We start from the raw sequence: 15,932 nt of genomic DNA, 5'->3' as shown, positions 1-15,932 counted from the left end.
AATTTAATATTAAATAGAAACTTCCTGCCGCAAGATTGACAGTAGCAACAGTCATATTGCCGGCAGGATTGATTTGTATAATATACTTGGTTTGTTGTATCTGATTCTTATTTGCTATGATAGTATTCGATAGTTTCTACAGTCAATAAGTCGATAGGCATATAATTGATGCAAGTAACATCTTTTTTAAAAATAAGGTGATCGCAGAGTGCTTTAATCCCATTAAATCCTTGTAGTTCCGGTTGCTGAGCAATAAGGAAAGAGATACTGCCTTCTTTTAGGCAAGTCACATTCCGCTCCAGAAGGTCGTAACCGATCAGGTTGAAGTTCTTTTTCTCACGCGTTTGCATATATTCGCCAATAATATAAACTTTGGAATTAAAAGTAATTCCGGTATTCACGTCAGGGTGAGTACGGAAAAAATCGTCCAGCATTTGATTATCTTCGTCATTACGTTCTGCATGTAAATCAAGTTCCAATATCTTGCATGATGGATGACGTTCCTTCATGTATTGTTTGAAACCGATTTCCCGGCTCTCCTGCTGGTTAGAACCGACAATGCCTTCATGTATTTTCCTGAAAATAACAATTTCCTTTTCCTCTCTGGCAAGTAACATTAGCATTCTGGCGGCGAAATATCCGCTTTGGCGTGAATTCTGTCCAAAAAAGGCTAAGGGAGGTACATCTTCTAATTTTGAATCTATATATATATAAGGTATATCCAGCATTTTCAGTTGGGTGGTGAAACCTTTCGTGTATTGCGGGGCTGTCGGAGCGACCATCACTCCATCGGGCTTTTCTTTTAAAATAGCTTTGCTTGCATTGACAAACGAATGGTAATCATACGGATCATAATAGTTGATTTCTACCGAAGTATTGAAATCTGAATAAGCAGTAACCGCTTCGTAAATCCCAGCCTCAATAGCAGTCCAATATTCTCCTTCCATATGTTGAGGTAAAAGACAGCTGAAAGCATATTTTTTGTTAGAAGCGAGTGCACTGGCATACATATTAGGTTGGTAATTCAACTGCTTAAGTATTTCTTCCACTCGTTTCTTGCTGGCTTCTGAAACTCCACTGCGACCGTGAATTACGCGGTCTACTGTTCCTACAGATACATTTGCTAACTGAGCAATGTCTTTAATCCTAATTCTTTCGGGCAATTTGTCCATACGATCCCTTGTTTATGCTAAATTTATGTGCTCGTGCACAATAATAATCTTAATATTTATTCCACAAATATATAACAATTTTTGTAATTACGAAAATTATTGTATCTTTGTGTCCGCACACGAAAGGTTTGTGAGGCTTGCTTATTTATGAATTAATGATCAAATTATCAGTGTATTATACCTGTAGGTAAGCGAAAAATGATAATTTGAAACTTTATTATATCAATAATTTAGAATTTAAAACATAGAATTATGGGAAAGAAAGTAGTTACATTAGGTGAAATCATGCTTAGATTATCAACTCCGGGTAATACTCGTTTTGTGCAATCTGACTCTTTTGATGTAGTGTATGGAGGAGGAGAGGCAAATGTTGCTGTGAGCTGCGCCAACTACGGACATGATGCCTATTTTGTAACCAAATTGCCGAAACATGAAATTGGACAATCTGCTGTAAATGCTTTGCGCAAATATGGGGTAAAAACAGACTTTGTTGCTCGTGGAGGTGACCGTGTAGGTATCTATTATTTGGAAACGGGTGCTTCTATGCGTCCCAGTAAAGTAATTTATGACCGTGCTCATTCCGCTATTGCTGAGGCTGAAGCCGGTGACTTTGACTTTGATGCTATCATGGAAAGTGCTGATTGGTTCCACTGGTCTGGTATTACTCCGGCTATTTCAGATAAGGCTGCCGAATTGACTCGTCTGGCTTGTGAAGCTGCAAAACGTCATGGGGTAACTGTATCCGTAGACTTGAATTTCCGTAAGAAACTGTGGACAAAAGAAAAAGCACAGTCTATCATGAAACCTTTGATGAAGTATGTGGATGTATGTATCGGCAACGAAGAAGACGCAGAGCTTTGTCTGGGCTTCAAACCCGATGCGGACGTTGAAGGAGGTCATACAGATGCTGAAGGATACAAAGGAATCTTTCAACAGATGATGAAAGAATTTGGATTCAAATATGTGGTTTCTACCCTTCGTGAATCTTTTTCTGCTACTCATAATGGTTGGAAAGCAATGATCTATGACGGAAAAGAGTTTTATACTTCAAAACGTTATGATATTGATCCGATTATCGACCGAGTTGGTGGTGGTGACTCATTCTCAGGTGGTATCATTCACGGTCTGCTGTCGAAAGCTAGTCAAGGCGAAGCTCTTGAATTTGCCGTTGCAGCCTCTGCTTTGAAACATACTATTAATGGTGACTTTAATTTGGTTTCTGTTGAAGAAGTTGAAGCATTGGCCGGTGGTGATGCCAGTGGTCGTGTACAACGCTAATTCTTTATTTTTAATTTTTCATTCTTACTTTAATTAGAGATGGCAAAATTCGATAAAATAGCCGTATTGAATAAGATCGGCTCCACAGGGATGGTTCCTGTTTTCTACCACAAAGATGCAGAAGTTGCAAAGAAAGTAGTAAAGGCTTGTTATGAAGGTGGTGTTCGCGCATTTGAGTTCACTAACCGCGGTGACTTTGCTCAGGAAGTGTTTGCTGAGATCGTGAAATATGCAGCTAAAGAATGTCCGGAAATGGCAATTGGTATTGGTTCTATTGTTGATCCGGCTACAGCTGCAATGTATTTACAATTAGGTGCAAACTTTGTGGTCGGTCCGTTGTTTAATCCTGAAATAGCAAAAGTTTGCAACCGTCGTTTGGTAGCTTATACACCAGGATGTGGTTCTGTATCAGAAGTAGGTTTCGCACAAGAAGTAGGCTGTGATCTTTGCAAGGTATTCCCGGGGGATGTATATGGTACTAATTTTGTGAAAGGATTGATGGCTCCCATGCCATGGTCTAAACTGATGGTTACCGGTGGAGTAGAACCCACCAAAGAGAACTTGACCGGATGGATTAAGGCAGGTGTATTCTGTGTGGGCATGGGTTCTAAGCTGTTTCCGAAAGACAGAGTGGTAGCAGAAGACTGGACCTATGTAACAGAAAAATGTAAAGAAGCTCTTGGATATATTGCTGAGGCACGTAAATAAGACTTATTAAATAAATGATTGGGATTGGTAAATAGGAAAAAGGCTGATAACAGTCAGCTTTTCTAGAATATGCCTCTATTGGTTAGTTAGTTCTGTTAGTGATGAGGCATATTTATGTTTTGTTTAAGGTGTTTAAAGGGGCAAACCATCGGAATGAGTAAACATTTCGATGGTTTTTTATATAATAAAGGGAACTTGCAACATACTTTTAAGAACGGTGTATTATTCTGGTTTTGATGATTCGTCCGATCACAAGTACTGCAATATAAAATACAGCAAAGCCGATAATAGAAAAAACGAATGGACGTTGTTCGTCAAAACTCCTGCGTGGAGGTACCATTGTATAGGCTTTAGCTGTTACTAAATTCTGTGTTTTTTGAACAGAATCGGCAGTTTGCGGTACAATGGCAGTTGATATCAAGCTGCTGTCCGTTGCTGCTATATTAGTTTGTATTTCTGTAGACATTTTCTTTACCTTTTTAATTGAATACATTTATAGTTGGTTACAACATAGTATATAGACAGAGTTCAAAAGGTCTTTTCAAACAAACGGAGACAAAGGTAATTAAAAAACTACTTGGCGGTACATGAGAAACCGATTCTTTTTAAAGGATTTGATTTAAGTCAATTTGACGATTATTTAAGAGGATAGGAGCATTCATCTAAAGTATGAACTAATTCATTGTATAAAATGTTTTTAAGATATTAAAACAATATAATATGGAAACTTATCATCACGAACATAATCACCAGCTGACTTCACTCAATAAAGCTTTTATAATAGGAATAGCTCTTAATGTAGCTTTCGTTATTGTTGAATTTAGTGTGGGCTTTTACTACAATTCTTTAGGTTTACTTTCTGATGCCGGACATAATTTGGGAGATGTGGCTAGTCTGGTATTGGCAATGCTTGCTTTCAGGTTGCAAAGGGTACGTCCTAATAGTCGTTATACTTATGGATATAAAAAGAGTACAGTACTTGTCTCCTTGTTGAATGCAGTTATTTTATTGGTAGCAGTAGGAATTATTATAGCTGAGAGTATTGATAAAATGTTTCATCCGGTAGCGGTTGATGGTTCGGCTATTGCCTGGACTGCCGGAGTGGGAGTGGTTATCAATGCTATTACAGCATGGTTGTTTATGAAAGATAAAGAGAAGGATTTGAATGTGAAAGGGGCTTATTTGCATATGGCGGCTGATACGTTAGTGTCTGTTGGAGTAGTTGTTTCGGGACTTGTCATAGCTTATACGGGATGGAGTATTGTCGATCCTATTATAGGATTGTTGATTGCAGTTATTATTGTTATTTCTACCTGGGGATTACTTCACGACAGTCTCCGTTTATCATTAGATGGAGTTCCGGTAGGTATTGATTCTCAAAAGATAGTGAAACTTATACTCAAACAGCCCAGAGTACAAAGTTGTCATCATGTTCATATCTGGGCTATAAGTACAACGGAAACAGCATTAACCGCTCATTTGGTAATTGAGGATATCACTAAAATGGAACAAGTGAAATGTTCTGTGAAGACAGTTCTGGAGCAGGCAGGCATTCATCATGTGACTTTAGAAATAGAAGGAGAGGAAACGACTTGTGATGCTGAATGTTGTAAGGATTGAAATAAATCCGTACCTTTGCCGACCTAACACTAACTAACCTTTTTTAAATATGTTGATTGACTTGTTGCAGTCCTCTTATTTTTCTCTCTTCCTGATTGTTGCGTTAGGCTTTATGCTGGGAAGAATCAAAATTAAGGGGCTATCGCTTGATGTGTCAGCGGTAATCTTTATTGCTCTTCTTTTTGGGCATTTTGGCGTTATTATTCCCAAGGAATTGGGAAATTTTGGTTTGGTACTCTTCATTTTTACTATTGGTATTCAGGCGGGACCTGGTTTTTTTGATTCTTTTCGTAGTAAAGGGAAGACGCTGATTCTCATTACTATGCTTATTATTAGTTCCGCTTGTCTGACCGCAGTTGGTTTGAAGTATGCTTTTGATATTGATACACCAAGTGTGGTTGGGTTAATTGCCGGAGCACTGACTAGTACACCGGGACTAGCAGTAGCTATTGATAGTACCAATTCTCCTTTGGCGTCGATTGCTTATGGTATAGCTTATCCTTTCGGGGTTATTGGTGTAATTTTGTTTGTGAAACTGCTTCCTAAAATAATGAGGGTAGATCTGGACAAGGAAGCACGCCGTTTAGAAATAGAACGTCGTGGACAGTTTCCGGAATTGAGAACTTGTATTTATTGTATAACTAACTCGAATGTGTTTAACCGTAGCTTAATGCAAATTAATGCACGAGCCATGACAGGTGCTGTTATTTCCCGTCTTAAACATAAAGATAAGATATCAATTCCTACAGCACATACCGTATTGCATGAAGGGGATTATATTCAGGCTGTAGGTAGTGATGAATCGTTGAATCAACTTGCATTGTTGGTAGGAGAGCGCGAAGAAGGAGAACTACCATTGGATAAAACTCAAGAAATAGAATCTTTGTTGCTTACTAAAAAAGATATGATTAATAAGCAATTGGGAGATTTGAATCTGCAAAAAAACTTTGGTTGTACGGTAACTCGTGTACGTCGAAGCGGAATTGACTTATCTCCTTCTCCGGATCTCGCATTGAAGTTTGGTGATAAACTGATGATCGTTGGTGAGAAAGAAGGAATCAAGGGAATAGCCCGGTTGCTGGGTAACGATGTGAAAAAACTATCTGATACGGATTTTTTTCCGATTGCGATGGGTATTGTACTGGGGGTATTGTTCGGCAAATTGAACATATCCTTTTCAGATAGCCTTTCTTTTTCTCCCGGATTGACCGGAGGAATATTGATGGTAGCACTTTTCCTGAGTGCTATTGGTAAAACAGGACCTATTCTTTGGTCTATGTCTGGACCTGCCAATCAGTTACTGCGCCAATTAGGTTTGTTACTCTTCCTTGCGGAAGTTGGTACTTCTGCCGGAAAGAATCTGGTAGCCACTTTCCAGGAGAGCGGATTGTTGCTGTTCGGGGTAGGTGCTGCTATCACTTTGGTTCCTATGTTAGTTGCTACTATTGTCGGTCGTTTAGTATTTAAGATCAATCTCTTAGATTTATTAGGAACGATTACTGGTGGTATGACCAGTACACCAGGTTTGGCTGCTGCCGATTCGATGGTGGACAGTAATATCCCTAGCGTAGCTTATGCAACTGTTTATCCGATTGCTATGGTATTTCTTATTTTATTTATCCAAGTGATAGCTTCAGCCATATATTAAAATCATTATTAATAAGGATTGATTGCTAAAAGAATAGTTTGTATCTTTGCCGCTTCTAAATAAATAAAGAAGTGAAACAATTGATGCTCCATATAATGCGTTACTTTCTGCCGGTACTGTTTGTTTCGTACATGGCAGGCATTACATCTTTTGCCCACGTACATGTGGTCAATGGAGCGACAATTGTCCATTCACACCCTTTTAAGAAAGGGGCGGCGCATAGCCATACTACGGTTGAGCTGTTATCCATTCAACTGTTATCTCATTTGGTAACTGATGGTGTTGCTACTCTTTTTCTTGTTTCTTTAGCTAGCCTTTGCTTATTGTGTTTGTTGCTGAAACGTCCGCAACTTTTACATTATCATGCACCTTATTATGGGGTGGTAGCCCTTCGGGCACCACCGGTTGTTCGTGTCTATTAGTTTAAAATAGAAGATAATGCCTGGTTCTTTACACAGGCTCCAAATCTCTATTCTATCAAGTCAGTATTTATAAAAACGAACAACGAACGAAAAATGAAAAAATACATATTTTCGCTTGTCTGTCTGTGCTGTGCATTTTTGCCTGCCATCGAAGGACAAGCTGCTCAAGATGAGCATTCTGAATATCCGGAATTACGTAAATCCGATGCTAATATCATCGGGCATATTCTTGATAAAAACACGAAAGAACACTTGCCATACATTACGATTGCATTAAAAGGAACTACAATTGGGACAGTTACGGATGCAACTGGACATTACTTTCTAAAAAATCTTCCTGAAGGCAATTTTATACTTGAAGTAAGTTCCGTTGGTTATAAGACGGTTACCAAGAATGTAGCATTAAAAAAAGGTCGTACTTTGGAGGAAGATTTTGAAATAGAAGAAGATGCGGTGGCTTTAGATGGGGTAGTCGTATCTGCCAATCGAAGTGAAACGACCCGTCGTTTGGCTCCGACATTAGTGAATGTGGTTGATTTGAAGATCTTTGAGAATACAAATTCTACTACATTAGCGCAGGGACTTAGTTTTCAACCAGGTGTCCGTGTGGAATCTAATTGTCAGAACTGTGGATTTCAACAAGTACGAATCAATGGTTTGGATGGTCCTTATACGCAGATTTTGTTAGATTCTCGTCCTATATTTAGTGCGCTTTCCGGTGTATACGGTATTGAGCAGATTCCCGTCAGTATGATAGAGCGTGTAGAAGTAATGCGTGGGGGAGGTTCGGCTTTGTTTGGTTCCTCAGCTATTGCAGGTACTATCAACATTATCACTAAAGAACCGATTCGTAATTCAGGTATGCTGTCGCATACAATAACCGGTATCGGAGATGGAGACTCATTTGATAACAGCACTGCCTTAAATGCTTCCCTTGTGACAGATAACCAGCGTGCCGGACTATATATTTTCGGACAAAATCGTCATCGCTCAGCTTACGATTATGATGGTGACGGTTATTCGGAAATCCCAAAACTACATGGACAGACAGTAGGACTCCGCTCTTTTCTGAAAACTAGTATTTATTCAAAACTGACATTTGAGTATCATCATATGGAAGAATTCCGAAGAGGAGGAGATTTACTAAACCGTCCACCGCATGAAGCAAATGTTGCAGAACAGACCGAACATTCTATTAACGGCGGAGGATTAAAATATGATTATTTCTCTCCGAATGAGAAACATCGTTTTAATATGTTTGCTTCTGCGCAGCATATCGATAGAGATAGCTATTATGGAGGTAAACAGGATTTGGATGCTTATGGAAATACTACTGACCTAAATTGGATGGCAGGATCTCAATACATTTATACTTTTGATAAATGTCTTTTTATGCCTTCTGATTTGACTGCGGGGATTGAGTTTAATCAGGATCGTTTGGAAGATAATATGTGGGGGTACAACAGACATACCAAACAAACCGTCGATATCTATAGTGCCTTCCTACAAAATGAATGGAAGAATGATTATTGGGGATTCCTGATTGGTGGACGTTTTGATAAGCATAACCTGATTGATCATGTTATTTTCAGCCCCCGTGCTAATTTACGTTTTAATCCGACGAAAGATATAAACTTTCGTATAAGCTACTCTTCCGGTTTCCGTGCGCCTCAGGCATTTGATGAAGATTTGCATATTGAGAATGTAGGCGGTAACGTAGCAATGATTGAGCTGGCTGACAATCTGAAAGAAGAAAGATCCAATAGTTTGAGTGCTTCCGCAGATGTTTACCATCGTTTCGGAGTTTTTCAGGTAAACTTTCTGGTTGAAGGATTCTATACAAAGTTATCAGACGTTTTTGCCTTGACAGATGGAGAAGTGGTAGACGGAATTTTGAAACGTACACGTTACAATGCACCCGGTGCACAGGTAATGGGAATCACTTTGGAAGGAAAAATGGCTTATCTGAATAAGTTTCAGGTTCAAGCGGGGGTAACATTACAACAAAGTCATTATGATGAACCGCATGAGTGGAATAAAGAAGCACCGAAAGTAAAGAAGATGATGCGTACCCCGAATACGTATGGGTATGTTACGGCTACTTATACTCCGGTTAAACCTCTATCCATTGCTCTATCGGGAACTTATACGGGCTCTATGCTGATTCCTCATGAAGCGGTACCCGGCTATCTGGAAGCTCCGACCACAGTCACTACCAAAGATTTCTTTGATCTTAGTTTGAAAGCTGCTTACGACTTCAAACTTTATAAATCAATGAGTTTACAAGTAAATGCCGGTATACAGAATATGTTTAATTCTTATCAAAATGACTTTGATAAAGGTCCCGACCGTGATTCCGGCTATATTTACGGTCCTTCATTGCCCAGAAGTTTCTTTGCAGGGGTGAAAATCAGCTATTAACGAATCTGTCTACACAGCATAAAGTAAAATGTCCAGTCTTCATAGGTCGGACATTTTACTTTGAGAATAAGTAACTTACATACTTTTATATTGTCCATATTAATAGTTGCAAAGAAACAATCTCTAAATGAAACAGCAGATTGGAAAAAATCACTTCGATCGTATTTCTGCATATTATACAAATGTGGATACGTAATAAATTGTGATTAATTAAATTTATATTTATACTCCAAAGATAGTGAGATGAGCTTATTCGTAGAATCCCATGGAATAGGTATAATAATAAGAATAAATCACAATAAATAATGAGAATAGCGCCTTTGCAACCAGTTTGCATTTATTTCTCCCTATTTTTGCCGTCAAAGAAAGAAAAAAAGAAGAATATGAAAGAGTATCGTTATGAATGTTTTTCGTTCCTGATGTTGATAGGCGGGATTTTAGCTTCTCATTTTGAATTAGATTGCTTTCTCGGAAAATATGATAGATTAGTTTGGTATATCATCGCAATATTACCTGTGGGACTTCCTGTTTTGAAAGAGGCATTGGAATCATTGAGAGAGAAAGATTTTGCTAATGAGTTTATGTTAATGAGTCTTGCTACGATTGGTGCTTTCATTATCGGAGAATATCCGGAAGGAGTTGCCGTAATGCTGTTTTATGCAGTTGGCGAGAAATTACAAGAGAGTGCAGTCGATAAAGCACGTGACAATATTCGAGCATTATTAGATATGCGTCCTCAGACAGCTTCTGTACAGCGGGAAGGTAAATTCCAAATTGTTTCTCCTGCAGAGGTACAGATTGGAGAGACTATTGAAGTAAAAGTAGGTGAGCGAGTACCCTTAGATGGCACATTACAGAATGAATCGGTTCTTATGAATACGGCAGCTTTAACGGGAGAGAGTGTTCCCCGCTTGTTGAAACAATCAGAAGAAGTGTTGGCTGGTATGATTCCTTCGGATTGTATGATTCATCTGACAGTAAACAGGTCGGCAGATCAGAGTGCTTTATCACGTGTTTTGGCGATGGTGGAGGAAGCGGCAGAACGGAAAGCACCGACTGAAGTTTTTATGAGAAAGATAGCTCGTATTTATACCCCCGTGGTAATGGGAGTAGCTTTATTAATTATGAGTTTACCTTTTATCTATGGTATCTTGCAACCTACGTTCAATTATGTATTTGCTGATTGGTTATATAAAGCATTGGTATTTCTGGTCATAGCGTGTCCTTGCGCATTGGTTGTCAGTATTCCATTAGGATATTTCGGAGGTATAGGAGCAGCTTCCCGCAGGGGTATTTTATTTAAAGGAGGAAACTACTTAGATGCTATAACAAAGATTGATACCGTAGTATTTGATAAAACCGGCACATTGACTACCGGTAAATTTAAATTGGATAAAGTTATTGGAATTGTTCCTGACGTAGAGATTATACAGTACATAGCTTCTGCTGAAAGTCAAAGTACGCATCCGATGGCAAAGGCTGTGGTGGAGTATGCCAAACAAGAAAACATTCCGGTTCTTCCCGTGGAGTTTTCGAAAGAAATGGCAGGATACGGCTTGGAAACAAAGATTAACGGACAACAAGTGGTGGTTGGTAATTATCGTCTGTTGGATAAACTACATATAGCTTATCCCATGGAGTTACGTTCTGTGCCGGAGAGTCTGATATTATGTGCCCGTGATCAACAATATATAGGTTGTGCCGTATTAGTAGATGAACTGAAAGAAGATGCACACCAGGCTATTCAAGATTTGAAGAAACAGGGAATCCGGCAGATTGAAATATTGTCAGGAGATAAGGATGCCCTTGTACAGAGTATTGCCCGGAAATTGGAAGTTGATAAAGCTTACGGAGATTTATTACCGGGTGGAAAAGTGGAACATCTGGAGACCTTGAAACGAGAGGGTCGTCAGGTTGCTTTTGTTGGTGATGGTATAAATGATGCTCCGGTCTTGGCTTTAAGTGATGTAGGAGTTGCGATGGGAGCTTTGGGAAGTGATATCGCTATTGAAACAGCAGACGTCGTGATACAGAATGACCATCCATCTCAATTGGCAACGGCGATAAAAATAGGAAAGTATACCCATCGTATTGTCTGGCAAAATATTACCTTTGCATTTGTAGTTAAGATTGTTATTCTGATTTTGGGCACAGGGGGGCTTGCTACATTGTGGGAAGCTGTATTTGCAGATTCCGGAGTAGCACTTTTGTCTATTTGCAATGCAATGCGTATCGGAAAATTACTAAAATAAATGATGCTGAAAATGGATGCAAATCAAATTTATATAGAACGACTGGAGAAGAAAGGCATAAAGCCTACTTCCATACGCATATTGATTCTACGTGCAATGATGGATGTGCCGTATGCAGTTTCATTGGCAGACTTGGAAGCTAAATTGGATACGGTTGATAAATCGACAATTTTCCGCACATTGACTTTATTTCTGAGTCGCCACCTGATACATGGAATTGAAGATGGCAGCGGATCTTTGAAATATGAGGTTTGTAGTAGTGAGTGTGTATGTAGTGTAGATGATATGCATACCCATTTTTATTGTGAAAGATGCCATCGTACATTCTGTTTCAAAAGAATACAAATTCCGGTCATTGATTTACCGGAAGGATTCGTGATGGAGAGTATTAATTATATGGTGAAGGGTGTTTGTTCGGATTGTGCTAATCTTTTTTAGCCATTAGCATAACTGTGTATTCCTCCAAGAATGTAATTTACTCCAAAATAAGTCATTAGTACAGTCAGGAAAGCCAAAATCATATAGATATGGAAAAATAAGGGCTTATGGAACATGCGTAAACTTTGTGAGTGGAAAGCTACACCATACACCAGAAAAGTAATCAAAGCCCATACTTCTTTAGGGTCCCATGCCCAATAACGTCCCCAAGATATATTTGCCCAAACTGCACCTAAAAAGATTCCCGCGCCTAAAAAGAAAGTTGCCGGATAGAGTAACAGACGGCTGAGTAATGTCAATTGTTCTACTCGCTCGTTACTGTATGCAAACTTGGAAATGGAAGAATTCCTTTTCCATATACATAATGCAAGTATTCCGTTGAGCATGATAAATGCAAACAAAGCATAGGACATCATAATCAATGAGACATGTATACTCAGCCATGGAGATACAAGCACTGGCATCAAAGGAGTGATCTGAGGATTCATTTGTCCCAAATACGAAACTAGTAGTGCAAAACCGGAGAGTAAAAAACCGAATGGGAGGGTATATGGAAATTTATGATGAAGCAAACAAGACAGTAAAAGGATGCAAAGTGCCATGAATTGCATGGTTTCGTAACCATTGCTAAGTGGAATACGCCCGCTGATATACCAACGCAAGCAATAACCAACCATTTGAAATAAAAATGTAGCATATAGGGAAATGGAGAAAAATAGATTGGTGAAATGAAAGAGGTTTCTTTTATTTGCCGGAATAGGTGTTTGTTTCAAACAATAATAGATTAATCTCCCAAAAGCTAATAATCCTAATGATAAATTTACCATAAACAGAATTTTGCTGAAAGGGATACAGTTATAGAGTATTTCTGCTTCTACTTTTGTTTGGGAAAGAGATATTACATTTTCATCGTTGGGCAAAGGACGAATGAGCGTTCCATTGGTAAGCATCAAAATCAGACCTACCTTTTCATCAGTTTCTTGAATTGCTTTTGCTAATTTACTTTGTTCCTGCTCTTGCTGAAAATATTCTTGTAAACGATAGGTGGAACCGTTGAATAAATCACTTAGACGTGCGTAAGCTGTTTTTAATTCAAGTAGATGCCGTAGTTTGGTGTTCTTTATATAAATCATAGGTTCATCTTTCCATACTTCAGGGCGAAGTAGCCATCCTCCCAATACCTGTTCGGGAGTCAATCCTTTATAAGATGTACTCCCTGTGAGTTTTTGTACAAAATCGCGGGCTAAGGTATTCAATGGTACTACACGGTCGTTGTAGATCACCTGTTTATAAGCCAGACTGTCCGCTTGTATTCGTGTGAGAACGGGGAGTGTTTTCTTTTGCCCTTGCATACTTCCCGTTAAACATAAAAGAAAGGTTACGAATAATCCTCCTTTTTTTAATAAAGGGTGATTTAGCAGTCGAAGGAATTTACCTTTGCGTGAAAATAATAAACTAATCATGGAAATGCCGAGTAAAATATATCCGGTATATGTTACTCTTGTTCCCCATGGATCATAATTTACAGACAACCAACTACCTTGCTTGTCATCATCGAACGATGACTGGTAAAAACGATAACCTTGAAAAGTAAAGATGTGGTTCATAGAGATACATTCCTGAGATGAATTCTCTTCCTGTCCCAGTATGGAATAAGTGAAATAACTGACATAATCGGCTGGCGCTTCAGTCCCTGGATAATATTTCACCTGAAAACTGTCTAAGCGCATAGTGAACGGTAAGTCTATCTGATTTCCGTTTTCCTTTTCTTGAAAACATCTTTCCACCATTCCCGGTCGTAAGTGTATATAACCTTCCTTACCTCCGATAAATGTGATCATAGCCCCCACCAAGATAACAAAGAGGGAGCCATGAAACAACAATAAAGGAAGCCGATGCCATAGAGAACGTCGGATGAGAACAACGAAAGCTGTTGCGACTATTGCTCCCCACAAACAACAAAACCAAATTGTATGATATATATTCTTTTCTACGAAATCTGTCCCGTATACTTGTTCCACAAAAGTGGTTGCGGCAAGCAGAACGATGAGACAGCCATATAAAATAACAAGTAACTTTTTCAACGGCATAACTATTTAGCAAAACTAAAAGGAAGGATACTCCTTGTTTTCACAAGTTCTCACTCCTATACATTCCATCTCAATCAACCATCCCGGGCGACAAACGGGGGCATGAACAAATACTTTGGGTGTGCTTGGAAAACGTTTGTCGTACATTTTTTTAACAACAATATAATCTGCGGTATCACGTAGGTATACGATCATCTGTCCTATATGATCGAACGTACATTCAGCCTCTTGCAATAAAGCTTCTACATTTTCCCACATCCGTTTGGTCTGTTTACGAATATCTCCGGGATACACCACTTCACCTTTGTTATTGATACTTGCTGTTCCGGAGATGAATACCTGACGTCGATCTCCATAATCTACATATGTTCCACGTTCGAAGCTGACGCCATATTCGTAAGTCGGATTTAGATGAGTCGGTGCGTAAAGGAAGTGAATTTGTTCCGATTTTAAACCATCTACCGCGTATGTATCCATCTGAACCAGAACTTTAGTATCTGCGTGGCGTCCACCAATTCCTGTACTGGAAATGTAGTGAGTTTTTTCTGTTAGATCCTGAGTGACAAAGACCTCATTTCTTGCCTTTACTACGCCGGCATAATTTACATCTACATTTTGTACGAAAAACCAGGTGCGGATACAGTTGTCGGCTAATTTACAGCCTTGATCTATGAGTTGCATCACATAGTCGTTCAATAGTAAGCGGGTTTGGTATTCCGAATTTGCTGCACGATTGAAAGCGCTGCCTCCCCAGAAATGACGATAGGAACTGTGTTTTACTTCGAATAGACCATTGTGGAGAACCTGAGTCTGTACATTGGTTTGAAGATAAATCCATAAGGCGACTTTTGTCCCATTCAATGGCGGTTGTTCTACAACGGAGAGTGCACAATCTGTACTTTCTGCTGTTATAGCCAACAATGCATCTGCTTGATTAGAAGCATCACTTAGGAAATAGCGTTCGAAGACGGTGATTGCTCGATGCAGTTCTTTCTCACGTAACTGATAATAAGTATCTATGATGGCATTTAATTGCTCCTCATAAGTAGCTTCCGGATTAGTGGAATGAATCATTACATGATACTCCGAAACTCCGGTTTTTACTTCATATTTAAATATCTCGGTTAAAGTGTTTTCTGAATAAATAGTTTGTTGCTTATTGTTGTTCATATCAATTTTTAAATTACTAATTACTGTTGTGCACCATCATCAATCCAACTGTCGATCAGTTCCAATAATTCTGTTTTGGTTTTGGCGGGAAGTATATCCGTATGTGGGTGATGTGTATAATCATTGCTATTTAATATAAGATGTAGAAGGCTTTCTTGTGTATTATTGGTTTTTACTCGTAATATATTCCCGTTAATTGTTGAAGGTTGATTGACCAATGCGCTATAACTTACTCCTTCTGTCAGATGTAGTTGGGCTGCTGCCTCTGTACTTTCACCGTGACAACCGATACAGCTAGTGGTGAAAATGTGGGTCTGGATTGCATGGTACATACTGACGTCAATCGTACCTGCATCCATTCTGATCGTATCGGCTTCCGCAGTACTGCTATTTATCGAGCAGAATGTTACCACACGTCTTCTCAACCTGTCAATAGCACATAGTTCTACTTTTGTTACATCATCGCTAATACCTGCCATGATTACTTGAGTATTGTCGTCTTCTCCTACCGAAGTGGAGACTATCTTTGATATAATGGCATACTCGCTCTTATCATCAAAGCCTGCCACAACTATATTATAGTCATTAGTCCATTTATCTATCCCATTAATCTTACCGGTCAATTTTAAGGTACGACCTTCTCGGGGAATATGAACTGTTTTTTCATAAATCCGTCCGTCATCACATGAACTAATGACTATGGAAATCAAGGT

The 15,932-nt window shown here is 39.0% G+C and carries 13 protein-coding genes; 8 read left to right on the top strand and 5 right to left on the bottom strand.

What is annotated here, in order from left to right:
- Positions 1 to 107: 107 nt before the first annotated feature.
- Positions 108 to 1,172, bottom strand: coding sequence for a LacI family DNA-binding transcriptional regulator (locus PHO71_RS18285; RefSeq protein ID WP_300206096.1), 1,065 nt, complete (start codon positions 1,170 to 1,172; stop codon positions 108 to 110).
- A gap of 252 nt (positions 1,173 to 1,424) precedes the next feature.
- Here PHO71_RS18285 and PHO71_RS18280 point away from each other — a divergent pair, with 252 nt between their 5' ends.
- Together PHO71_RS18280 and PHO71_RS18275 are read left to right on the top strand one after the other, a co-directional pair.
- Positions 1,425 to 2,450, top strand: coding sequence for a sugar kinase (locus PHO71_RS18280; protein ID WP_300206094.1), 1,026 nt, complete (start codon positions 1,425 to 1,427; stop codon positions 2,448 to 2,450).
- 39 nt (positions 2,451 to 2,489) lie between these two features.
- Positions 2,490 to 3,158 carry a bifunctional 4-hydroxy-2-oxoglutarate aldolase/2-dehydro-3-deoxy-phosphogluconate aldolase gene (locus PHO71_RS18275; protein ID WP_300206092.1) on the top strand — a complete coding sequence of 223 codons (669 nt, stop codon included), beginning with the start codon at positions 2,490 to 2,492 and terminating at the stop codon, positions 3,156 to 3,158.
- Positions 3,159 to 3,366: 208 nt separating this feature from the next.
- Here PHO71_RS18275 and PHO71_RS18270 read toward each other — a convergent pair whose 3' ends face one another.
- Complete coding sequence (locus tag PHO71_RS18270; RefSeq protein WP_300206090.1) at positions 3,367 to 3,624, bottom strand: hypothetical protein; 258 nt, start codon at positions 3,622 to 3,624, stop codon at positions 3,367 to 3,369.
- A 254-nt stretch (positions 3,625 to 3,878) separates the two neighbouring features.
- Here PHO71_RS18270 and PHO71_RS18265 point away from each other — a divergent pair, with 254 nt between their 5' ends.
- The 6 genes from PHO71_RS18265 to PHO71_RS18240 all read left to right on the top strand — a co-directional run bounded on the left by PHO71_RS18265 (position 3,879) and on the right by PHO71_RS18240 (position 11,959).
- Positions 3,879 to 4,778 carry a cation diffusion facilitator family transporter gene (locus PHO71_RS18265; RefSeq protein ID WP_300206088.1) on the top strand — a complete coding sequence of 300 codons (900 nt, stop codon included), beginning with the start codon at positions 3,879 to 3,881 and terminating at the stop codon, positions 4,776 to 4,778.
- Between the two features lie 49 nt (positions 4,779 to 4,827).
- A complete protein-coding gene (locus PHO71_RS18260) occupies positions 4,828 to 6,426 on the top strand; it encodes an aspartate:alanine exchanger family transporter (protein WP_300206086.1) in 1,599 nt (532 codons plus the stop codon).
- An 83-nt stretch (positions 6,427 to 6,509) separates the two neighbouring features.
- Positions 6,510 to 6,848, top strand: coding sequence for a hypothetical protein (locus tag PHO71_RS18255; protein WP_300206084.1), 339 nt, complete (start codon positions 6,510 to 6,512; stop codon positions 6,846 to 6,848).
- 93 nt (positions 6,849 to 6,941) lie between these two features.
- Positions 6,942 to 9,269, top strand: coding sequence for a TonB-dependent receptor (locus PHO71_RS18250; RefSeq protein ID WP_300206082.1), 2,328 nt, complete (start codon positions 6,942 to 6,944; stop codon positions 9,267 to 9,269).
- Positions 9,270 to 9,652: 383 nt separating this feature from the next.
- Positions 9,653 to 11,521 (top strand): heavy metal translocating P-type ATPase, encoded by a 1,869-nt coding sequence (locus PHO71_RS18245; RefSeq protein WP_300206079.1) that lies wholly within the window; start codon positions 9,653 to 9,655, stop codon positions 11,519 to 11,521.
- Between the two features lie 12 nt (positions 11,522 to 11,533).
- On the top strand, positions 11,534 to 11,959 hold the full coding sequence (locus PHO71_RS18240) for a Fur family transcriptional regulator (RefSeq protein WP_300206077.1): 426 nt from the start codon (positions 11,534 to 11,536) through the stop codon (positions 11,957 to 11,959).
- On the opposite strand, the gene ccsA is transcribed toward PHO71_RS18240, so the two are convergent.
- From ccsA to PHO71_RS18225, 3 genes are read right to left on the bottom strand one after another with little or no spacing between them, the layout of a single operon-like run.
- Positions 11,956 to 14,043 carry a cytochrome c biogenesis protein CcsA gene (gene ccsA, locus PHO71_RS18235; protein WP_300206075.1) on the bottom strand — a complete coding sequence of 696 codons (2,088 nt, stop codon included), beginning with the start codon at positions 14,041 to 14,043 and terminating at the stop codon, positions 11,956 to 11,958. The two genes, PHO71_RS18240 and ccsA, sit on opposite strands and share 4 nt — an antisense overlap.
- A gap of 21 nt (positions 14,044 to 14,064) precedes the next feature.
- Positions 14,065 to 15,219 carry a Rid family hydrolase gene (locus PHO71_RS18230; RefSeq protein WP_300206073.1) on the bottom strand — a complete coding sequence of 385 codons (1,155 nt, stop codon included), beginning with the start codon at positions 15,217 to 15,219 and terminating at the stop codon, positions 14,065 to 14,067.
- A gap of 20 nt (positions 15,220 to 15,239) precedes the next feature.
- Positions 15,240 to 15,929 carry a hypothetical protein gene (locus PHO71_RS18225; protein ID WP_300206163.1) on the bottom strand — a complete coding sequence of 230 codons (690 nt, stop codon included), beginning with the start codon at positions 15,927 to 15,929 and terminating at the stop codon, positions 15,240 to 15,242.
- Between the last annotated feature and the right edge of the window lie 3 nt (positions 15,930 to 15,932).

This window comes from Bacteroides sp. (assembly GCF_028690125.1).
In the GTDB taxonomy this organism is placed as follows: Bacteria; Bacteroidota; Bacteroidia; order Bacteroidales; family Bacteroidaceae; genus Bacteroides.
This window is presented reverse-complemented; position numbering and strand designations above follow the sequence as displayed.